Below are 19,814 nucleotides of genomic sequence, written 5' to 3'. Positions count from 1 at the left end.
ATTGTGACAGTCCGGCTTCGCCAGGCCCGAGGTCGTCGCGAGATCGTCGCAGGCGACGGCGTTGAGCCGGCGCGCGACCTCAGCCGCGGGGACGCCTCGCGGCGCGAGCCCATGCCCGACGCAGGGCGACGAGCGCGGAGACCTCGTCGGTCTGCAACACCGAGCCCCCCGCCGAGAGCAGGTCCTCAACGCCCCTGTCGTCGCCCCTGGCCAAGCGCTGGTCGGCTTCTCCCAGGCTGTTGAGCCAGATCCTGAGACCAAGTTCGGTGATCGCACCGCGGGCCGCCGGCGTCAGGCTTTCGGTGTCCGCGTGCACCACCTGAACGGGGCCAGTGATCGCCAGCAGTTGAGGCAGCGACAGATCCGTCGTCAACCGAACCATCAGGCGCGTCGCCGGATCCAGCGCCCTTACGCGCGCCAGGACCGCCGGGTCGCTGTCGAAATAGAGGCTGGTGGCGCGCATGCCAGACGCATTGACCGCCTCGACGATCGGGCCGAGGCGATCGCTCTTCAGATCGAGATCAACCAGGATGCGGCCGCAGGCCAGGGCGAGCGCCCGCGCCAGAGTCGGCGGCGCCTCGTCGCTGGCCCCGCCGTCACGCCGCTTGAGGCGCAGCGCGGCGACCTCCCAGGCGGTCTTTGCCTCGACGAGACCTAGCCCCGTCGTGGTCCGATCGACGGCTCGGTCGTGCATCAGCACGGGCGTTCCATCGGACGTCACGGCGACGTCGATCTCGACGACGTCGGCGCCCTCGGCGATCGCCGCCTCGATAGCCGCCAGGCTGTTCTCCGGCGCACGGCTGTGGCCGCCGCGATGGGCGGCGATCATCAGACCCGCATGCGGCCTGGCGAGACGCGCGAGCGCCGCGGCCATGGCGGGAGTCGCGGCGCAGCGTTCGGGTCCGGCCGACTCGGCCGCCCACGCGGAAGGCGCCAGGCCCAGAATCAGCAGGACGCCGATCGCGAGACGACGCATCATGGCGCACGCTTCAGGTCGAGCTCGACGCTCTTGGGCGTCAGGTCGATTAGCCGCGCGGGCTTGCCCCGGACAGGCTTGCTCAGGCGAAAGGCGTCATAGAGCCCGCCGGTCGCGGTATAAGCCTTGTAGGTCAGGTCCGCGCCATCAACGCTGATCGCCTGGAACAGCTGAACGCCGGTGGCCTTGCGGGTCGCCCAGCCGCGCTCGCCGCCGACATACTGCTTGGGCCCGGCCACCGAGACCACATAGACTGGTCCGTCTTTACGTCCCCGGGCGTAGGTGTGGTCGTGGCCCTGCAGCACCAGATCGACGCCATGCTTCCGCAGGATAGGCTCCAGCGCCGCGCGCAGCTCGGCGTTATCGCGCCCCTTGGCGGTTGAATAGATCGGATAGTGCAGGAAGACGACGGTCCAAGCGTTAGGATTGTCGGTCAGCCGCGCCTCCAGCCACTTCAGCGTCGCGTCGGCGAGGTCGGGATAGTCGGTGATCGCGTCGGCGTCGAGCGACAAGAACCGCACGCCCTGATAGTCGACCTGGTAGACGGTCTCGGAGAGGGCCGCGACGCCGGCCGGACCATTGCGCGGCAGGGTGAACTGCTGTCGCCATTGCGGCGCCAGGCCTGGACGGCCCTCGACCTGCGGGCCGTACTCGTGATTGCCAGGACTGGGCAGGGTCAGAAGCTCGGTATGAAGGTCCGGCGCCATGTCGAACCACTCCCCCCACTCGCGGTCGGCGTCCGAGCGGTTGATCAGATCGCCGGCGTAGAGCGCCAGGGCCGCGTCCGGCGCCAGGCGGCGGGCCATGCGCATGACCCGCGAGCCGTGGCTCTCGACCTCGTTCTGTACGTCGCCGAAATAGAGGAAGGTGAACGGCTTGGCGCTGGCCGCCGCCGTACGGATCTGCCGCCAGGCGCTGAAGGTCCGCCCGTCGCCGACCCGGTAGACATAGAGCGTCTCGGGCTTGAGGCCGTCGATCACGGCGCTGTGGGCGGTCGCCGAGACCGGGGCGCCGTTGCGAGGGACGTACTGAACCACCTCGCTTTGGGCCGTCACGGTCTGGACAGCCTCCTCGAAGGCGGGGCCGGGCGTGGCCTCGGCGTATTCCACCAGCCCCTGGCCGGCTCCGGCCTCCATCCGCCAGGTCACGGCGAAGCCGCGCGTCGTATCCTCGGTCGGATTGACGATCAGGCGTTGAGGCTTGCCGCCGGCGACGACTGACTCGGCCGACGATCGAGCCTTGGCGGGCCCCTCGGCGGCCATCGACACGGTCGGCGGGAGGACGCTCAAGGCGACGCCGCAGACAAGGAGCGCGGACAGGCGAGAGGAGGCGTGCTTGGCGCGGAACGGGGTATGGCTTTGGGTCATGGTCGACCTTGAACTCAGGTGATCGGGAGAAAGAGAGGTCGGCGCGGCCAAGGGGCGCCGCGCCGACGCGGCGTCCCCGAGGCGGCTCGGGGACGCCAACGCCGGTGGACCGCTCGCACGCGATCCGCCGGCGTGACGGTCAAAGCTTCCAGTCGAAGCTAAGGCTGATGTAGCGGCCGTTCTCGATGTAGTCGCGGATGCCGCCCTTGGCCTTGCCGAAGGTGTACCAATAGGTGTGGCTATCCAGGGCGTTCTGGACCTTGAAGGTCGCGGCCATCCGATCGTTGAAGTGACGGCGGACCATCAGGTCCACGAACCGGTAGTCCTGCTCGTAGGGATCGTTGCCGTAGTCCTCGATGTCCTCCAGCGACTCCGACTGGTAGCTGTAGGAGACGTAGGCCTCCCAGCCGTTGCGCTCCCAGAAGACTTCTAGGTTGGCCAGGCGCGCGGGGGTCTCCATCAGCGGGAGCTCCAGCCCGGCAGGGTGCCAGCTGATGCCAGTGACGGCGCGGGCGCGCTGGAACGTCATGTTCGCCGCCACGCCAAGGCCGTCGAACGGCGCGGGCAACCAGTGCAGGATCTGGCGCGCATTGATCTCGACGCCGGTCACCTTGGCGGACTTGCCGTTCATCGGCGTGGAGACGTCGACGCCGGTCCCGTCGGTATAGTTCTCCGTCGTGCCGTCCTGGATGACGCTGGACGACGAGCGGAACAGGAAGTTGCGGATGTCCTTATGGAACAGGCCGACCGAATAGGCGCCGGTCTTGCCGTTGTACCATTCCAACGAGGCGTCGTAGTTGACCGCCTTCATCGGCTTGAGGTCGGGATTGCCGGTGGTGACGCTCTCCAGGATCCACTGGTCCTTGGGATCGGTCTTGCCGTCGCCGTTGGCGTCGGTGTTGTAGCCATAGACCTTGGCTGAGCTCATGCGGTTGATGTCGGGCCGCGAGAAGCTGGTCCAGATCGCGCCGCGCAGGATCAGGTCGTCGCGGAACTTGTAGTTCGTGTGGATCGACGGCAGCACGTTGACGAAGTCGGACTTGTCGCGCGTGAAGGTGTCGCCTTTCAGCGGATCCTCCAGCCAAGCCTGGATATCGTTACGCGTGCTCTCGACGCGCACTCCGGTGATGACCTCGGCCTTGCCGAACTGGGCCTTGCCCATCGCGTAGCCTGCAAGGATCGTCTCCTTGTAGTTCCAGGTGTCCTCGTTCGAGACCTCGGCCGCGTCAGGCGACGTCGCCAGCCCGCCGAAGAAGGTCGACTGGCCAGCCTGGGCCTTGCGCAGCTCGGCCATCATCTTGTCGGTGTCGATGGTGACGCCCAGTCGGTACTGGCCCGAATAGACGCCGCCGAACAGGCTATCGATCGACGGGCCAAAATACGGAGCGAAGTCGGCCATCGTGCCGCTGCGGGTCAGGTCGATGAAGCTGCCGCCGGTCTTGCTGCGCTCCGAGACGGACATCTTCACGCCCGCCTTCAGTTCACGCAGCCAATCGCTAGCCGGCGCATAGGCCAGGTTGAACTGGGCCTGCTTGAGCGTCTCTTCGTTGTCGCCAAAGCCGGCAGTCATGCCCGAGTACTTGAAGGCGGCCGGGTCCTGCGCCGCGGCCATGCCGGCGGCGTTCAGCACCCATTTGGGAAAGCGCGGGTCGCCGGCGGTGGAGACATAGACGCCCTTGTTGCCCAGCCAATCATAGGCGTCGGTGCGGAACTGCAGCTCGAACTCGTCCTTGATGTTGTCGCGTGAGTTCGAATACGAGACATCGTAGTCGACCGTCAGGTCGCCAAACCGGCTCTTGCCGCCCAGCGTCGCCGAGCCCAGCACGCCTTCGGTCGAACCGCCCTCCCAATAGCGGCGCAGGCGGAAGCCTTGCGGATCCCAGAGGCCCGACGCGCCGTCCAGACTGTAGAAGCTCTTGGTCTTGCGGTCCGCGTCGGTGATCCGGCCGTCCTTGTTCTGGTCGACGATGTCGTTGACCGAGTAGCTGTAGACGCGCACGCCGTTCTCGACGCCGATCACGGCCTTATCCGGCGCGACCAGGTTGGTTCGGGACTTGTCCTTCTGGACCAGACGCTCGGAGATGCGATCGGCGTAGTTGCGGAAGTTCAGGCGATTGCGGAATTCGGTCTCGTCGTAGACGTTGTACTGGCCGCGCAGGTGAACCTCGTGATCGGCGTTTCGCCAGTCGAGCGAAGCGTTGACGCCCTTGCGCTCGACCTTGGTCTCGCCGGCCGACAGCTCGACCCCCAGCGTCTGGAAGGTCGAGGTGTCGAAGTCGCGCGACTTGTTGGTGACAAACCAGCGCTGAGGCATGTCGTCGCCCGAGCCGCCGACCTGCTCGAACTGAGAATTGCGCCGCGAATAGCTGGCGGTCACGAACAGGCCAAGGTTCTCGGTGAACTGCCGGCCAAAAGCGACCTGGGCCTCGCCGGACTTCTTGCGATCACGCTTATCCAGCATCGTGCCTTCCAGAGACACGGCCAAATGGGTGGGCTTGAAGTCGAACGCGGTCGGCGTTCGGATCTCGACCGAACCGCCCAGGGCGTCGCCGTCCATGTTGGGTAGGATCGATTTGAACACGGTGATGGAGTCGACGCCGGCGGCGGGCAGGAAGCTCAGGCGCACGCCACGATAGAAGTTGTCTCCGGGCGAGCCCATGCCGCCCAAGCGCACGCCATTGACCGAGTAGGTGTTGTACTCGGTGGCCAGACCGCGGATCGAGATGCGGTCGCCCTCGCCCGTCGTGTGGTTGCGAACCGCCGAGACCCCGGGCAGGCGCGCCACCGCCTCGGTCAGGTTTGCCGACGGCAGCTTGCCCATATCGTTGGCGCTGACCACGTCGGTGATCATGTCGGCGTCGCGCTTGGCGTCGAGCGACTTTCGAAGACCGGCCGCGTAGCCGACGACGATCAGTTCGTCGACCTCATCGGCGACGGCCAAAGGGCGTTCACGCAGCACGACGGCCCCGTTGACCACTTCGGACGTCAGCGGCGCGGACGACAGCATCTGCTTCAGCGCCGCTTCGGCGCGCATGCGTCCGTCGACCGCCACCGACTGGCGACCACGAGTCAGCGCCGGATCGGCCGAAACGGCCACGCCGGAAATCCGCGAGAAGGCCATCAGCGCGGCGCTCAGATCCTGCGCGGGAATATCAAAGCGAGCCTCCGCGGCCAGCGGCGCGGCGGGGGCGGACTGCGCCAAGGCCGCGCCGGCTCCGGCCGCCACCGAAAGCGCCGCCGCCGCGGCGAGAAGTCGAGACCTGTAGCTCATCGTACGCCCCAAAACACGAACCCCTTTCGCGGGGCCTCGACCGGGGAAGACAGCAGGAACGGCAAGATCAGACAGGCGTCGCAAAACTTTTATTTTTCTTGCGCCGCCGAATTTGACCATTCCGGATGAGGATGTATTTCCTTGTACTGATAATATCCGGAATCAATCTCCCCGTAATGAGACTTTGACTTGCGCAACATGGCGGAGTTTTTCACAAAACTGCCATACAGTTCCGCTAACGCCGCCGCTAAGCGAGCTCGCCTTCGGGGCGCGGCGAGACCTGGAATCCAGGAATGGCGCAGAATGAACCCGTGCCGGTCTTCGAGACCGTGCGCGCGCATGAGACCCGGCTGAAGGCCTATGCTCGCCGACGCGGCGCGGACGGCCACGAGGCCGAGGACCTGTTTCAGGAAACGGTGCTGCGCCTTCTGCAGCGGGCCCGCCGGGCGCCGCTGCTCAATCCCCTCGCCTATGCGTTCCGCGTGCTCGACAACCTGATGCGCGACCGCCGCCAAGGCCCCAGCTTCGAGGCGCTGGACGAGGGTGAGCCATGCGAGCAGCCTGGTCCTGGAGCCCTACTGGAAGGACGGGAGTTGGCCGAAGCCTTCTCCCGCGCCATCGCGGCGATGCCTCGCCTTCGCCGCGAGGTCTATCTGCGTCGCCGCTTAGAGGACCAGGCCTACGAGCGCATCGCCCAAGACCTGCGCCTGTCGCCCGAGGCCGTCCAAAAGCACTACAGCCGCGCGTCGGCGACCCTGCGCAAGGTCCATCAGGACACTGCGCGGGACGAGGGATAGGCCGCATGCGCGACAACCATTTCGACAGCATCGACGATCAGCAGGCGGCGCTCTGGGCCGACCGCTTGGCGGCCGGAACGCTTCCGCGGCACGAGACGCTGAAGCTGGAGTCGTGGCTGGCGGCCGATCCACGTCGTGCGAACTTACTGGCCGCGCACCGCGAGCTGATCGCCTCGGCCGCCCTGCGCCAGGCCCTGGCCGGCGCGCGCGCCGCCACGGCGCGCGGCCGGAGGCCGAGTGCGTCGGTGTGGACGTTGGGCGGTCTGGCTTTGGCGGCCGCGGCCGTCATCGCGGTCCTCGCCTGGCCGCGCCCGCTGAAACTCGAGACGCCCCAGGGGCGCCAGCAGGCCCAGGTGCTGGCCGATGGCTCCAGAATGATCCTCAACGGCGATTCCAAGGCGCGCGTTGCGCTGGCGCGACGGGAACGGGACGTGCGCCTGGAACGCGGCGAGGCCTTCTTCAAGGTCGCCCACGACCCCTCACGGCCGTTCACCGTGCGTGCGCGCGAAGCCTCGGTCACGGCGCTGGGCACCGCCTTCAACGTCAATCGCCTGGCCGACGCCACAGAGGTCACGGTGCGCGAGGGCAAGGTTCGGGTCGTCGCGGCCGCGACGCCCGGCCGGCCGGTTGTGGTCGTCGCCGGCGAAAGCGTTCGGGTTTCCGCGCGCGGGATCGAAGGAAGGCTGCGCTTCAATCCCGCCGTAGCCGATGACTGGCGCAGCGGCTGGATCGAGCTGAACAACGGCCGGCTGGGCGATCTGGTGACCGAGCTGAACCGCGCCAACGCCGCGCGCCCCGTGAAGCTGGGCGCGACCGCCTTGGGCGACCTCCGCCTAACCGGGCGCTTCCGAGCGACCGCGCCACGCGAAACCGCGGAGCTGGTGGCCGCCACACACGGACTGGCCCTGCGGGAAGGCCCCGAAGGGATTGTGCTGGCGCCTGGTCTCTAGTCGGCGAGCGCCCCGCCCCGCGGCGCGGGCCATGACCGTCTGGGCGGCCTAGCTGGCCGCCCGCCAACCCGCCCGGCGCACCACCTGACCGGGCCGCGCCGAGGTCGGGACGCCCTTGTCGAACACCACGACGCCATTGACCCAGACCGTGCTGACGCCGGTCGCCAATGCGTTGGGGTGTTCAATGTCCGAACGGTCCGTGATCCGCGCGGGATCGAACAGCACGAGGTCGGCGCGCAGGCCCGGCGCGATCGCTCCGCGCCCTTCGAGGCCCAGCTGAGCGGCGGTCTGAGCCGACATCTTGTGAACCGCCTGCTCCAGAGACAGCAGTCGCCGCTCCCGGACATAGACCCGCAGCACCTTGGCGAACGAGCCGAAACCTCGGGGGTGAAGGCCGTGAGTCATGCCGTCGGAGCAGATCACCGAGTGCTTCCAGCCGATGAAGGTCGCGATGTCGGGTTCGGACATCGCCGCGCCGATCACGGCGTCGACGCGCTGGACCTCCGGATGGGCCGCGCCATAGGCCTCTGATTGCCGGGTCAGCGCCAGATAGGTCTCCACCGGATCGGCATGCCGTTCGGCGGCGATCTGGGCGATCGTCTTGCCGGCCAGCGAAGGATCCGGGGCGAACACGGCGATCCGCAAGCCTTCGGGCGTCGTCAGCTTGGTCAGGGCGAAGCGCGCCGCGGCGCGGTCCTCGAAGTTCCGCTCCGGCAGCAGCACCGACAGATTGCTCTGCCAGTAGCTGTACGGATAGACGTCGGCGGTGATGTCGACGCCCTGAGCGCGCGCCGCGTCCAGCTTGGCGAGAATCCGGGGCGCCTCGCCCCATCGATCGACCAGGCCGATCTTCAGGTGCGAGATCTGCACGGGCAGCTTGGCTTCGCGGCCGATATTGATGATCTCGTCGATCGCCGCGTCCAGCTTCACGTCCTCGCTGCGGAGGTGGCTGATATAGCGGCCGCCGCCCGCGGCCGCGGTCTTGGCCAAGGCGACCACTTCCTCGGGTGTGGCGTAGATGCCGGGGTCATATTCTAGCCCGGTCGACAGGCCCAGCGATCCAGCCCGCAGGTCTTCGGCCAGCTCGGCGCTCATGCGCGCGATCTCGGCCTCGGTGGCCGGGCGCTTGTAGTCCTGGCCCATGGCCCGAGCGCGCAGGCTGCCGTGGCCGGTGTAGGAGGCGACGTTGACGGCCAATGGCGACCGGGTCAGCCGATCGAAATAGGCGTTCAGAGGCAGATCGGACTCTCCGTCCTGCCCCACCACGATGGTCGTCACGCCCTGGGCGGCCAGCATCGCCATGTCCGGCGTCCGCTCGGCCTGACGGTCGTGATGGCTGTGGGCGTCGATGAAGCCGGGCGCCAGGGCCAGCCCCTTGGCGTCGATGACGGTCTCGCCCGGCGCGGCCTCGAGCGCGCCGACGGCGACGATGCGGTCCTTGTCGATCCGGACGCTGGCGGCGCGAGCCGGCGCTCCGGAGCCGTCGATCACCTTGGCGTTGACGATCAGCGTCGAGGCCAGGGCGCCGGACGCCAGCAGACACGCGATCCCCAGACCCAGGGCCGAACCAAACAGGTGAAGTCTCATGCTTCCACGCCTTGTTGCCGTCGCGAGTCTAGCGCGCGGCGGCGAAGGTTTCAGTCGTTTCCGCGGCCTGGGACGCAAGGAGCTCTCCCATGGGCCAGCCCAGGCGCTTACCTTTACCGCCGCCATTGCGCTAAGCCTGAGACGACGATCATCAAGGACGGCTCATGACGGACTCGCGCAAGGACCTCGATCGGATCGACATCAAGATCCTGGCGCTGCTGCAACGCCAAGGTCGGGTCACCAAGGCCGCCATGGGCGAGTTGGTCGGACTGTCGGCCTCGCGCTGCTGGGAGCGGATGAAACGGCTTGAGAAGTCGAAGATCATTCGCGGCTACCATGCCGAGGTCGACCTTGGCCGGCTGGCCAAGCTTTCGACCTTCGTCGTCCAGATCAAGCTGACCGACTATTCCTACGCCAAGGCCAAGGTGTTCGAGGCCGGCGTCGCCGACCTGCCGAACGTGATCGGGTGCCAGGCGGTGCTGGGCGACGTCGACTATCTGATCACGATCGCCGCCTTCGGGATCGAGCACTACCAGACGATCATGGAGCACATGCTCGACACGCTGAACGTCTCGTTCGACTACGTGACCTTGCCGGTGACCAAGAAACTGAAGGGCGAGGCGAGCCTGGATCTGACAGCCCTGCTGGCGACCGGGCAAGACCTGGAGGCCTAACCCCAGAGATCTGGCCCGTGGGGTCGCAGCCAGCCATCTTGGTAGCCGAAGCCGCCGTCGACATCGCGAACAAGCTGCATCGGGCAATCCAGATCGATGATCTCGCAGCTTCGCGCCACCAGCAGCGCCGGCGCGACGCCCAGCGACGTTCCTTCCATGCAGCCGACCATCAGCCGAAGACCACGATCGCGTGCCGCGGCGACGAGCGCCAGCGCCTCGGTCAGGCCTCCGGCCTTGTCCAGCTTGATATTGCAAAAGGCGTAGCGGCCGACGATCCGGTCGAGGTCGGCGCGATCATCGAAGGACTCGTCCGCGCACAAGGGCACGGCGCCCCGATAGTCGAACAGCTCGTCATCCCGCCCGATGGGCAGGGGCTGTTCCAGCAGCTCCACGCCCAGCTCGGCCATGCGCGGCGCGCGATCATTGAGCTGCGCCAGCGTCCAGCCCTGGTTGGCGTCGGCGATCAGGCGCGCCGCCGGCGCCGCCGCGCGAATGGCTTCGAGACGCGCCATGTCGTCCTCATCGCCCAGCTTGATCTTCAGCGCGCGGTAGCGATCCGACCAGCGCGCCGCCTTGGCGCCCATGGCGGCCGGCGTGTCCATGCCCAGGGTGACGAAGGTTTCGATGGGCGTCAGCGGCGCGACGCCCGCGCGCACGGCGGCGGAAACGCCCGAGCGCTTGGCCTCCAAGTCCCACAGCGCGCAATCGGCGGCGTTGCGGGCGCCGCCGGCCGGTAGCAGCGTCTGCAACCGCGCGCGATCCAGATGCTCACCGTGGTCCAGCCGCTCGGCCAAATCCCGCAGTTGGATCAGCATCCGGTCTGGCGTGTCGCCGCGATAGTCGACGCCCGCGGCCTCGCCGCGTCCGATCACGCCGCCCGCCTCGATCTCGACCTCGACGACGACGGCCTTGGTGTAGATCTCCCGGGCGATGACGAACGGTTCGGTCAGGTCATGGACCCGCGACCGCGCGGCAAGGCGCATCAGGCCGCGCCTCGGCGCGCAACTTGCTTCACCAGCTCGTCGACGATCGCCGACACGCCGGTGCGCACCGGATCACAGCACGGAACCGCCAGCTGGGCCGCCGCCTGGGCCAGATAGGCCGTCGCGGCCTCGGGGGACAGTCGCGAGGTGTTGACGCAGATTCCGACCAGGCGCGCGGCCGGATTGGTCAGCCGCGCCAGCCTCAGATTGAGCTCCGCCGCCTCGGCCAGGCTGGGGGTTGGGAAGCTCTCCAGCCCGTCGATCGCCTTCCGGGTGGCGTCGTGACAAAGCACCAGCGCGTCGGGCTGACTGCCGTGCAGCAGGCCCAGCGAGACGCCGGCGTAGGCGGGATGGAACAGCGAGCCCTGACCCTCGATCACATCCCAATGGTCCGGGGCCGCCGAAGGGCTGAGCGCCTCGGCCGCCCCGGCCACGAAGTCAGAGACGATGGCGTCGATCGGCGCGCCGGAGCCGGCGATGAAGATGCCGGTCTGGCCGGTGGCGCGGAAATCGGCGTCCACGCCGCGCGCCTTCAGTTCCTTGGTGAGCGCCAGCGCCGCGTACATCTTGCCGACGGCGCAGTCGGTGCCAACGGTCAGCAGCCGCCGGCCGTCGCGCTTGGCCCCCTCCCCGACCACGATAAAGCGAGGATCGGCTTCCCGCGCCTCGAACAGCCGACGCCCCAGTCGTTCGGCCGTTTCCCTCACGCGGGGGAGGCTTGCCAGGCGGGTGTGGAGCCCCGAAACCAGATCCAACCCCGCCTCCAGCGCATCGATCAGCACGGCCTCCCAATGCGGGGGAATGAAGCCGCCGGCATTGGCGACGCCGATCAGCAGAGAGCGCGCGCCGGCGGCCTTGGCCGCGCTGGGACTCAGGTCAGGAAGGCCCAGGTCGACCTCGCCGCCCGGCAAGCGAAGCTGGCCAACGCAGGCGGCGGGACGCCAATAGGCCACGCCCAAGGCGGTCTTGGCGCTGACGCGGTCGACGTCGGCGAGGAACATCAGGCACGGATAGGGAAAATCCACGGCGGCGTCTCGTTCTGGCTAAGGCGTCAGGCGGCGAAGGAGCGCGCGCCGGCTTGGCGCCCGGCGGGAAGAAGGCGCGAGGTCATGGCTCCGGTCACCCCGCGCATCCGCGTGATCTCGGCCACCAGCGCGTCCAGCGCCTTGGCGTGCGGGGCCTCGACCACGACGACCAGATCGTAGTCGCCGGTGACTTGGTGCAGGGCGGTCAGTCCGGCTAGGCGGGCCAGATCGCGCTCGACGGCGTCCATGTCGCGGCGCGCCAATCGGAGCATGATGTGGGCGAGAACGGGCGCGGCGCGACCGGCGTCGGCCGCGACGCCCAGGAAACCTGGACCAGTGTGGATCTGCTCAGGATGCACGGCGCCTCTCCGGTGGAGCTCTGCGAAGAGGCTATGCCGGAGCGGACCGTAAAAACGTCCGAGTTGGGCGGCGGCGGCGAGAGAAATGCTCGCCAGGGACGTTCAGCGCAGGACTTTTGTCGCCAGCAGGATCGACGACGTCGTCCGTTCGATCCCTTCGAGCTCGCCGATGCGGTCGATCAGGGCGTTGAGCTCGCCGACCGTCTCGGCCTCGACGACGGCGATCAGATCGTACTCCCCGCTGATCGCATGCAGCGCGGAAAGCTCAGGCATGTGGGCCAAGGCCTCCTCGATGGCCTTCGCGTGCTTCAGCAACGCCTTGATCATCACCTGGGCGCGGATCAGCCGGCGGTCATAGGCCTCGCCCAGCCTCACCGTGTAGCCTTCGATGACGCCCTCCTCCTCCAGCCGGCTGAGCCGCGCGTAGACATTGGCGCGGGACAGGCCAAGATCGCTGGCCAGCTTGGTCACGGGCTGCCGGGCGTCCTCCCGCAGCAGGGCCAGCAGCCGCCGGTCCAGGTCGCTCAGTCCCCGCTCATCCGATTTCGTCACGCCCGCCCCCCCGGTTTGGCGTTTCAGGTCAACGCGGTGAAGGCTCGTCGGCATAGATCGCCGTGCGCGGCGTGGGCGCCGCCGAAGAGATCGCGCCGCGATACATCCCCAAGTCGTTCATGCCAAACGCGACATGGCCCTGACCGTCGATGGCGATCAATCCGCCGTCGCCGCCAATCTTGGTGATCGAGGCCATGGTCCCGTCAGCCGCCTGCTGAATGGTCTCGCCCTTCCAGGCCACCCGGTCGCAGACCTGACGCGCGGCGCTTTCCCGGATGAAATACTCGCCCGACCCGGTGGCCGAGACCGCGCAGACTCCGTCGCGCGCATAGGTCCCCGCCCCGATGATGGGGCTGTCGCCGATGCGCGCCCAGCGCTTGCCGGTCATGCCGCCCGTCGAGGTGGCGGCGGCGATATGGCCGGCCTGGTCCATCGCCACCGCGCCGACCGTGCCAAACAGGTGCGTCGGGTCCAGCGCGGCCTGGTGGTCCTTGCGCCAGGCCAAGAGCTGCTTCCAGCGCTCTTCGGTGTAGAAATATTCGGGCGGCGCCTGCTCTAGCCCCTTCTCCTTGGAGAACTGGTCCGCGCCTTCCCGGGCCAGCAGCACATGCGGCGACTTTTCCATCACCGCCCTCGCCAGACTGATCGGGTTGCGGGTGCGGGTGACGCCTGCCACGGCGCCCGCCTTCAGGGTGGCCCCGTCCATGATCGCCGCGTCCAGCTCGTTGCGCCCCTCGGCCGTGAAGACCGCGCCCTTGCCCGCGTTGAACAGGGGATTGTCCTCCAGCACCCGGACAGCGGCCTCGACCGCGTCGAGGCTGGAGCCGCCCGCCTTCAGGACCTTCGCGCCGGCCTCCAGCGCGGCGTTCAGACCGGCGCGATAGGCCTTGTCCTTCTCGGGCGTCAGCTCGCCGCGTTCGAGCACGCCCGCCCCGCCGTGGACCGCCAACGACCATGGGGTCGCCGTCTCCGCCGCCGTCGCGGGCGCCGCCAAAGACAGAGCGGCAAAGGCGGCCAACGCCAAACGGCTGAAAGTCCGGAACATCATCTTGGTCCTAACGCGCATGGGGCTCGCCCTGGCGGTCGCTGCGGATCAGCACGCCCTTGTCGACCCGCGCGGTGATCGTGAAATCGGGATTGTCGACCTTGAAGGTCTTGAAATCGAGGGTGCTCTTGGGGCCCAGCCCCACGATCGGAAACGAGGCGTAGGTCAGAGGCTGGCCGGCGACAATGGTGGCCGGCTTTTTCAACGGACGCACGAGCCACGCATGGCCTGGGCCGTAGTAGCGGCCGATCCCCTGGGCGTCGATCAGCATAGCCCCGGCCTCGTCGACCCCGAGGCCCGTGATCGCCGTATCGTTCTCCTCCTGGACCAGACGTCCGACGAAGGTCACCAGACGCCCTTGCCGATCACGCTTGTCGAAGTGGGTGTCGGTGATGACCTTGGACAGGTACGGCAGATGCAGGAAATCGCGCACCAGCGTCACGCTGGGCCCGGTCGGGTTCTTCAGCGCGTCCGGCGAGGTCAGGCTGATCGAGTCCAGGCAGCCATAGACATAGCCGCCCAGGACCGCGAGGCCGGCGCTGGTGCCGCCGATCGGCTTGCCCGCCTTGACGTGGGCGTCCAACGCCTTGTTCAGGGCCGTGCCCTTCCAGGCGCGCACATAGTTGCTCTGGTCGCCGCCGCCGAAAAAGATGCCGTCGGCGTGGGCGATGACAGCCAGCAGCTTGGGATCCTCGCCCGCGTCCTCGTTGTGGATCACCAGGGTCTCGACCGAGACCGCGCCGCCGACGTCCTTGTAGATCTCGTCCTGGAGTTCGCGACCGCCACGGGCGCGCAGCACGACGATGTGGCCGCCGCCGGACTGCTTGACGAAGGTCCGGAACGCCTCGACCGGCCAGTCGCCGCCTCCGAACAGGCCCAGCAGCGGTCCGGTCTTGCCCGGCGTCGGGGCGTTGACGTCGCCGATCGCATAGTACTCGTAGCCGGGTCCAACGGCGTCGGGGCCCGCCGACGCATCGGCCCGCGCGACGCTTGCGCTGAGCAGCAGCGCGGCCATGGCCGCAGCGGACGCAAATCGAACCATCGGGCTTCCTCCATTCATGCCGAGCCTAGCCGCCGGGCGATGTTTCGCGAGGCGCATAACGTCCCTCGCGCCCAACAAAGCCATATCGCCCAGCATCGAGGCGCGAGTTTCAAATGGCTGCACGCCAAATGCAATGTGTCCATAAATTTTGACAATCTGTCATTTCCGGCTTCCAATCTGAAAAAGCCGCGATCCAAATGGGCTCGATCTCGACCAGTACCGAGGTTCCGAGCGCCCAGGACAGGATCGTCGGCGCCAACAGAGGGGGACGTGATGAAGGCTCATCTTCTTGGAGCGAGCGCACTGGCTGGCGCAGCCGGTCTTCTGATGGTCAGCCAGGCGGTCGCGCAGACGACGCCGGCGTCCGGCTCTGGCGAAAACGCCGTCGAGGCGCTGGTGATCACCGGCTCTCGCATCCCTCGCGCCGCCACCGAAGGTCCGGCCCCGGTCACGGTGATCACGAGCGACAGCATCAGGGCCTCCGGCTTCAACAGCGTTCCGGACGTGATGCGCTCGCTGACCCAGAACGGCGGCGAGACCCAGACCCAGCAATCGTCCAGCGGCATGGACTGGACTCCCGGCGCCCAGCAGGTCGACCTGCGCGGCCTGGGCCCCAACCACACCCTGGTCCTGGTCAACGGTCGCCGCATCGCCGATTTTCCCCTGCCCTACAACGGCAAGAGCGCCTTCACCGACACCTCGTCGATTCCGCTGGGCATGATCGACCGCATTGAGGTGCTGAGCGGCAGCGCCTCGGCCGTCTACGGCTCGGACGCCATCTCGGGCGTCGTGAACTTCAACCTGAAGAAAAAGGTCGACGGGACGACCGTCGACGCAACGTTCGGCGGGTACGAACACGGCGGCGGCGCCAGCCAGCGGATCAATGTCTCGAGCGGCTATTCCAAGGGCGACTTCGACCTGGTGATCGGCGGCGAGTTCGTCAATCAGCGCCCGATCTGGGCCTATGACCGCGATATCCAGGACAGCACCAAGGACAGCCCCAGCAGCCGCACCGCCATCGCGCGCCGCGACTTCCTGCGGATGGATCCGTCCGAGGAGGTCTACATCGATCCGGGCGCGAGCACCTGCAAGGCGCTCTCGAAGCTGAACGGCGGGTCGATCGAGTACGCCAGCCGCCCGGGTTGGGGCGCCTATGACGCCGATCTCGACGACTATGGCCCCGGCTACTACTGCGGCAGCTACAGCTCGATCGGCTACGGCACGATCGTCAGCGAGCGCAAGAGCGCCAACGTCGTCGCTTCGCTGAACTACGCGCCGCGCGACAACCTCTCGTTTTTCGCCGACATCTCGGCGGGCTACAGCCGCACGCGGCAGTTCCAGGACGTCCTGAACTGGGAGTACCAGGACGCCAATGGCAGCGAGGACGGGATCTTCTACAACCAGTTCATCGGCGGACTGGATCTCTGGCACCGCAACTTCACGCCCGAGGAGATGGGCGGGCTGAACAAGGGCTACATCAAGAACGTCTCCAAGACCTTCAGCGTCACGCCGGGCGTCAAGGGCTCGCTGGGCGGCGGCTGGGACTACGAAGCCTTCTACAATTTCAGTCAGTACCGCTCGTCGATCAGCTGGCCCAAGGTGGTGACCTCAAAGGCCACCGCCCTCTTCCTGGGCCCACAGCTGGGCGTGGACGCCGACAGCGGCTATCCGATCTTCAACGCCGATCCGGCGCGGCTCTATCGCCCCCTGACCACGGCCGAATACGACTCGATCACCGCGCGCACGACCTACAAGCCGGTCGCGCGCCAGCAGGGCGTGTCGTTCCAGATCAACCAGGCGGAACTCTTCCGTCTGCCCGCGGGCCCGGTCGGCTTCGCGGCGGTCGCCGAATACGGTCACCAGAGCTACAAGCTGGGCCTCGATCCGCTGGCGACCGTGAACTACTACTACGGCCTGCGCGACGCCGACGGCTCGGGCTCGCGCGACCACTGGGGCGCCGGCTACGAGTTCCGCGCCCCGCTGCTGAGCAGCGTCGAGCTCTCAACAGCTGGCCGCTACGACAGCTACAAGTACGGCGGCAACACGATCGACAAGTTCACCTACAACGGCGGCGTCGAGTGGCGCCCGGTGAAGACCCTGCTGCTGCGCGCCGCCTATGGCACCGGCTTCCGCGCGCCCGACCTGCACTACGTGTTCGCCAAGGAGGGCATCAGCCACCCCTCGGGCACCGACTACTACCGCTGCCGGACGGAGGAGCCCGGCGAGGATATCGGCGACTGCAGCTATGCCGACGAGGGCCTGGTCAAGGTCCGGCTGGGCAACGCCAAGCTGAAGCCGGAGACGTCGAAATCGTTCAACTACGGCGCGGTCTGGTCGCCGGTCCGCAACTTCGACATCTCGGTGGACTATTTCCGCGTCCAGCTGGACAACGCCGTGCTGGACATGAGCCTGGACAGCGTCCTGCGCCAGGAGGCCGATTGCCGGATCGGCAAGACGTCCGCGGGAACCGCCGTCAGCGCCGCCTCGCCGACCTGCGTCGACGCCCTGGCGCGGGTGAAGCGCAACCCGCTCACCGCCGCGATCAATCCGGGCGCGATCAGCAGCGTCACGATCAATCCGATCAATGTGGCCACCGAGCGCACCACCGGCATCGACGTCGCGGCCCATTATCGCTGGCCGACCAGCGCGCTGGGCGTGTTCGATTTCACCGTCGCCCACACCTGGGTGCACAACCACACCAGCCGGCAATATCCGGGAGACCCCATCGAAAACCAGCTGGCCTACGACAGCGGCTATGACATCCCGCGCACCAAGACCAGCGCGTCGATCAACTGGCGGCTGGGCGACCTCAGCGTCGGGGTGCATGGGCAACGCATGAGCCGCGTCCCGAACTACAACGAGGACGGTTGGACCAAGGCGACCTACATGCTCAACGGCACGGTCCAGTACGAGATCAACGACCGCACCCGCGTGAGCCTGGCCGTGGACAACCTGCTGGACAAGGATCCGCCGCGCGACCCGACCTATTCGGGCTATCCGTACTATGACACCTCTTGGTTCTCGGCGACCGGACGCAGCTACTACCTGCAGCTGACCCACAAGTTCGGCGGCGCCAGCGGCCTGTGAGGCTAGACTCGGAGCGGTCGAACAGACGGCCGCTCCGGCCTTTCGCGCGGGAGGTATGCATGACGCCGAAGCTCCTCTTGGCCGCCGGCCTGGCTCTGTCGGCGTCCCTGGCGCTGGCCGAGCCGAAGCCCGCGCCGCCCACGCCGCCGATCCCGGCGGCGCGTCCGATCGACTATCCCGGCGTCATCGACCTGAAGGTCGACGTCAGCGACACGACGCGGCAGGTGTTCCGCGTCGCCGAGACGATCCCCGTCACCCCCGGCCCGCTGGTGCTGTCGCTGCCCAAATGGATCCCGGGCGAGCACTCTCCCAGCGCCCAGATCGTGCTGATGAGCGGCTTCACGATCACCGCCGACGACGGCCGTCGCCTGGAATGGCGGCGAGATCCGGTCGAGATGACCGCCTTTCACGTCGACGTTCCAGCGGGCGTGCGGTCTCTCACCGTCAGACTGGAGCAACCGACGGCCCAGCCCGGCGGCCCCGTGCGGATCGCGGTGACGCCGAATCTGGTTCTGCTGAAATGGACCGCCGTGGCGCTCTATCCGGCCGGCTATGAGGTGGGTCGCATCCGGGTCAGGCCGTCCTTGACCATTCCCTCGGGCTGGAGCCTGGCCACCGCCCTGGACGGCGCCGAGACATCCGGCGCGACCACGCGCTTTTCGGCCACTAGCTTTGAAACCCTGATGGACTCGCCGGTCTATGCCGGGCGCCACAAGGCCAGCTTCGACCTCGATCCGGGAGCGGCGCGCCCGGTCCGGCTGAACGTGTTCGCCGACGATCCCAAGGATCTGAAGGCGACCCCCGCCCAGGTCGCGATCCATCGCCGTCTCGTCCAACAGACCGACAAGCTGTTCGGTGGGGCGCGCAATTTCGACCACTACGACTTCCTGCTCAGCCTGAACCCGACGGTGGGCTATCTGGGCGCCGAGCATCAGAGGTCCAGCGAGAACGGCTACAACTCCGCAGGCTACTTCACCGCCTGGGACACGGCGTTTAGCGGGCGGGACATCCTAGCTCATGAATATGTTCACGCCTGGAACGGCAAGCACCGGCGGCCGGCCGATCTCTGGACGCCCGACTACGCCACGCCCATGCGAAACAGCCTGCTGTGGGTCTATGAGGGCCTGACCGAGTACTACGGCGACACGCTGGCGACGCGGTCGGGTCTCTATTCGCCCGAGCAGATGCGCCAGCGCCTGGCGTTGATCGCCGCTAACGCCCAGGCGACGCCGGGACGGAGCTGGCGCAGCCTTAGGGACACGACCAACGCCTACATCATGAACTCCGCCGGCGGGACGGGCTCCACTAGCTGGTTGCGGTCTCTCGACTACTACGAGGAAGGCCAGTTGCTGTGGCTGGAGGTCGACACCCTGATCCGCGAGCGGACTCATGGGGCCAAGTCGCTGGACGATTTCGCCCGCGCCTTCTTCGGCGTGGACGACGGCGACATGACCGTTTCGACCTATGACTTCGAGGATGTCGTCGACGGCTTGAACGCGGTCGAACCCTACGACTGGGCAAGCTTCCTGAACGCCCGCCTCGACGCTCACGATCGCGCGCCGCTCGACGGCCTGGCCCGCTCAGGCTGGCGGCTGGTCTTCGAGGCGCGACCCTCCGCTTACGTCGCCGCTTATGAGAAGGACGCCGAGGCCAGCCTGCTGACCTTCTCCCTGGGCGCGGAAATCGGCCTAGATGGCGCGATCAGGGAGGCGCTTTGGGGAGGACCGCTCTTCCAGGCCGGCGTCGTCGCCGGCGCCCGGATCGTCAAGGTCGCCGGAAAGCCCTACTCCCCCAAGGCGCTGCACGCGGCCATCGTCGACGCGGCGAAGCCGGGCGCGCCGCCGATACCGTTGAGCGTCAAGGCGGGCGACCGCGTTCGCCTGGTTCGGGTCCCCTATCACCTGGGGCCGAGGTACCCAGCCCTGAAGCGCCTCGCGGAGACCCCGGACCGTTTGGGCCAGATCCTCTCTCCACGATAGGCGCTCCGCCCGCCGCCGCATCGCCGGACGCCGCGCTGGCGGCGCTGACCCGTCGCGCATCGTCCGACCGCTGTCGTCCAAGTGTCATGCTGAGCCGATAAGGAGCGCTAGGCCTTGAGC

The 19,814-nt window shown here is 67.6% G+C and carries 15 protein-coding genes; 5 read left to right on the top strand and 10 right to left on the bottom strand.

All coding sequences use genetic code 11. From position 1 onward, the window contains the following. Window positions 1-79 precede the first annotated feature (79 nt). From CSW60_RS13640 to CSW60_RS13630, 3 genes are all read right to left on the bottom strand, one after another. On the bottom strand, window positions 80-979 hold the full coding sequence (locus CSW60_RS13640; protein WP_099537896.1) for a glycerophosphodiester phosphodiesterase family protein: 900 nt from the start codon (window positions 977-979) through the stop codon (window positions 80-82). Then, window positions 976-2,343, bottom strand: a complete 1,368-nt coding sequence (locus CSW60_RS13635; protein WP_099537895.1) for a metallophosphoesterase family protein — start codon at window positions 2,341-2,343, stop codon at window positions 976-978. Before CSW60_RS13635 ends, CSW60_RS13640 begins: the two co-directional genes overlap by 4 nt. Window positions 2,344-2,482: 139 nt before the next feature. After that, window positions 2,483-5,614, bottom strand: a complete 3,132-nt coding sequence (locus tag CSW60_RS13630) for a TonB-dependent receptor (protein ID WP_236634282.1) — start codon at window positions 5,612-5,614, stop codon at window positions 2,483-2,485. A gap of 293 nt (window positions 5,615-5,907) precedes the next feature. Between CSW60_RS13630 and CSW60_RS13625 the strand changes: the two genes are divergently transcribed. Together CSW60_RS13625 and CSW60_RS13620 are read left to right on the top strand one after the other, a co-directional pair. Continuing rightward, complete coding sequence (locus CSW60_RS13625; RefSeq protein ID WP_099537894.1) at window positions 5,908-6,411, top strand: RNA polymerase sigma factor; 504 nt, start codon at window positions 5,908-5,910, stop codon at window positions 6,409-6,411. A gap of 5 nt (window positions 6,412-6,416) precedes the next feature. Continuing rightward, on the top strand, window positions 6,417-7,361 hold the full coding sequence (locus CSW60_RS13620; RefSeq protein WP_099537893.1) for a FecR family protein: 945 nt from the start codon (window positions 6,417-6,419) through the stop codon (window positions 7,359-7,361). A 48-nt stretch (window positions 7,362-7,409) separates the two neighbouring features. Here the strand turns inward: CSW60_RS13620 and CSW60_RS13615 are convergent, their stop codons facing one another. Further along, on the bottom strand, window positions 7,410-8,948 hold the full coding sequence (locus CSW60_RS13615) for an amidohydrolase family protein (protein WP_099537892.1): 1,539 nt from the start codon (window positions 8,946-8,948) through the stop codon (window positions 7,410-7,412). Between the two features lie 164 nt (window positions 8,949-9,112). On the opposite strand from CSW60_RS13615, the gene CSW60_RS13610 reads away from it, so the two are divergent. Further along, window positions 9,113-9,622 carry an Lrp/AsnC family transcriptional regulator gene (locus CSW60_RS13610; protein WP_099537891.1) on the top strand — a complete coding sequence of 170 codons (510 nt, stop codon included), beginning with the start codon at window positions 9,113-9,115 and terminating at the stop codon, window positions 9,620-9,622. On the opposite strand, the gene CSW60_RS13605 is transcribed toward CSW60_RS13610, so the two are convergent. The 6 genes from CSW60_RS13605 to CSW60_RS13580 form a co-directional block, all read right to left on the bottom strand. Continuing rightward, window positions 9,619-10,605 (bottom strand): dipeptide epimerase, encoded by a 987-nt coding sequence (locus tag CSW60_RS13605; protein WP_099537890.1) that lies wholly within the window; start codon window positions 10,603-10,605, stop codon window positions 9,619-9,621. The two genes, CSW60_RS13610 and CSW60_RS13605, sit on opposite strands and share 4 nt — an antisense overlap. Next, window positions 10,605-11,630, bottom strand: coding sequence for a DUF1611 domain-containing protein (locus CSW60_RS13600; RefSeq protein WP_099537889.1), 1,026 nt, complete (start codon window positions 11,628-11,630; stop codon window positions 10,605-10,607). The genes CSW60_RS13605 and CSW60_RS13600 overlap by 1 nt, the downstream gene beginning before the upstream one ends. 26 nt (window positions 11,631-11,656) lie before the next feature. After that, complete coding sequence (locus CSW60_RS13595) at window positions 11,657-11,989, bottom strand: Lrp/AsnC family transcriptional regulator (RefSeq protein WP_099537888.1); 333 nt, start codon at window positions 11,987-11,989, stop codon at window positions 11,657-11,659. Between the two features lie 102 nt (window positions 11,990-12,091). Then, window positions 12,092-12,541, bottom strand: a complete 450-nt coding sequence (locus CSW60_RS13590; RefSeq protein WP_099539125.1) for an Lrp/AsnC family transcriptional regulator — start codon at window positions 12,539-12,541, stop codon at window positions 12,092-12,094. Window positions 12,542-12,569: 28 nt separating this feature from the next. Continuing rightward, window positions 12,570-13,586 carry an isoaspartyl peptidase/L-asparaginase family protein gene (locus tag CSW60_RS13585; RefSeq protein ID WP_099539124.1) on the bottom strand — a complete coding sequence of 339 codons (1,017 nt, stop codon included), beginning with the start codon at window positions 13,584-13,586 and terminating at the stop codon, window positions 12,570-12,572. A 10-nt stretch (window positions 13,587-13,596) separates the two neighbouring features. Beyond that, window positions 13,597-14,628, bottom strand: coding sequence for a cyanophycinase (locus CSW60_RS13580; RefSeq protein ID WP_099537887.1), 1,032 nt, complete (start codon window positions 14,626-14,628; stop codon window positions 13,597-13,599). 273 nt (window positions 14,629-14,901) lie between these two features. Here CSW60_RS13580 and CSW60_RS13575 point away from each other — a divergent pair, with 273 nt between their 5' ends. Further along, a complete protein-coding gene (locus CSW60_RS13575; RefSeq protein ID WP_099537886.1) occupies window positions 14,902-17,715 on the top strand; it encodes a TonB-dependent siderophore receptor in 2,814 nt (937 codons plus the stop codon). A 59-nt stretch (window positions 17,716-17,774) separates the two neighbouring features. After that, window positions 17,775-19,694 carry a M61 family metallopeptidase gene (locus CSW60_RS13570; protein ID WP_099537885.1) on the top strand — a complete coding sequence of 640 codons (1,920 nt, stop codon included), beginning with the start codon at window positions 17,775-17,777 and terminating at the stop codon, window positions 19,692-19,694. Window positions 19,695-19,814 lie beyond the last annotated feature (120 nt).

The organism is Caulobacter sp. X (assembly GCF_002742635.1).
In the GTDB taxonomy this organism is placed as follows: Bacteria; Pseudomonadota; Alphaproteobacteria; order Caulobacterales; family Caulobacteraceae; genus Caulobacter.
The sequence above is the reverse complement of the archived record's forward strand: the minus strand, read 5'-3'. Positions and strand labels throughout refer to the sequence as shown.

What these genes read in the sequence shown, in the direction of transcription:
- CSW60_RS13615 (WP_099537892.1), bottom strand. Translation starts at nt 8,948, where the DNA reads ATGAGACTTCACCTGTTTGGTTCGGCCCTGGGTCTGGGGATCGCGTGT.
- CSW60_RS13575 (WP_099537886.1), top strand. Translation starts at nt 14,902, where the DNA reads ATGAAGGCTCATCTTCTTGGAGCGAGCGCACTGGCTGGCGCAGCCGGT.
- CSW60_RS13635 (WP_099537895.1), bottom strand. Translation starts at nt 2,343, where the DNA reads ATGACCCAAAGCCATACCCCGTTCCGCGCCAAGCACGCCTCCTCTCGC.
- CSW60_RS13625 (WP_099537894.1), top strand. Translation starts at nt 5,908, where the DNA reads ATGGCGCAGAATGAACCCGTGCCGGTCTTCGAGACCGTGCGCGCGCAT.
- CSW60_RS13620 (WP_099537893.1), top strand. Translation starts at nt 6,417, where the DNA reads ATGCGCGACAACCATTTCGACAGCATCGACGATCAGCAGGCGGCGCTC.
- CSW60_RS13580 (WP_099537887.1), bottom strand. Translation starts at nt 14,628, where the DNA reads ATGGTTCGATTTGCGTCCGCTGCGGCCATGGCCGCGCTGCTGCTCAGC.
- CSW60_RS13605 (WP_099537890.1), bottom strand. Translation starts at nt 10,605, where the DNA reads ATGCGCCTTGCCGCGCGGTCGCGGGTCCATGACCTGACCGAACCGTTC.
- CSW60_RS13640 (WP_099537896.1), bottom strand. Translation starts at nt 979, where the DNA reads ATGATGCGTCGTCTCGCGATCGGCGTCCTGCTGATTCTGGGCCTGGCG.
- CSW60_RS13630 (WP_236634282.1), bottom strand. Translation starts at nt 5,614, where the DNA reads ATGAGCTACAGGTCTCGACTTCTCGCCGCGGCGGCGGCGCTTTCGGTG.
- CSW60_RS13570 (WP_099537885.1), top strand. Translation starts at nt 17,775, where the DNA reads ATGACGCCGAAGCTCCTCTTGGCCGCCGGCCTGGCTCTGTCGGCGTCC.
- CSW60_RS13585 (WP_099539124.1), bottom strand. Translation starts at nt 13,586, where the DNA reads ATGTTCCGGACTTTCAGCCGTTTGGCGTTGGCCGCCTTTGCCGCTCTG.
- CSW60_RS13610 (WP_099537891.1), top strand. Translation starts at nt 9,113, where the DNA reads ATGACGGACTCGCGCAAGGACCTCGATCGGATCGACATCAAGATCCTG.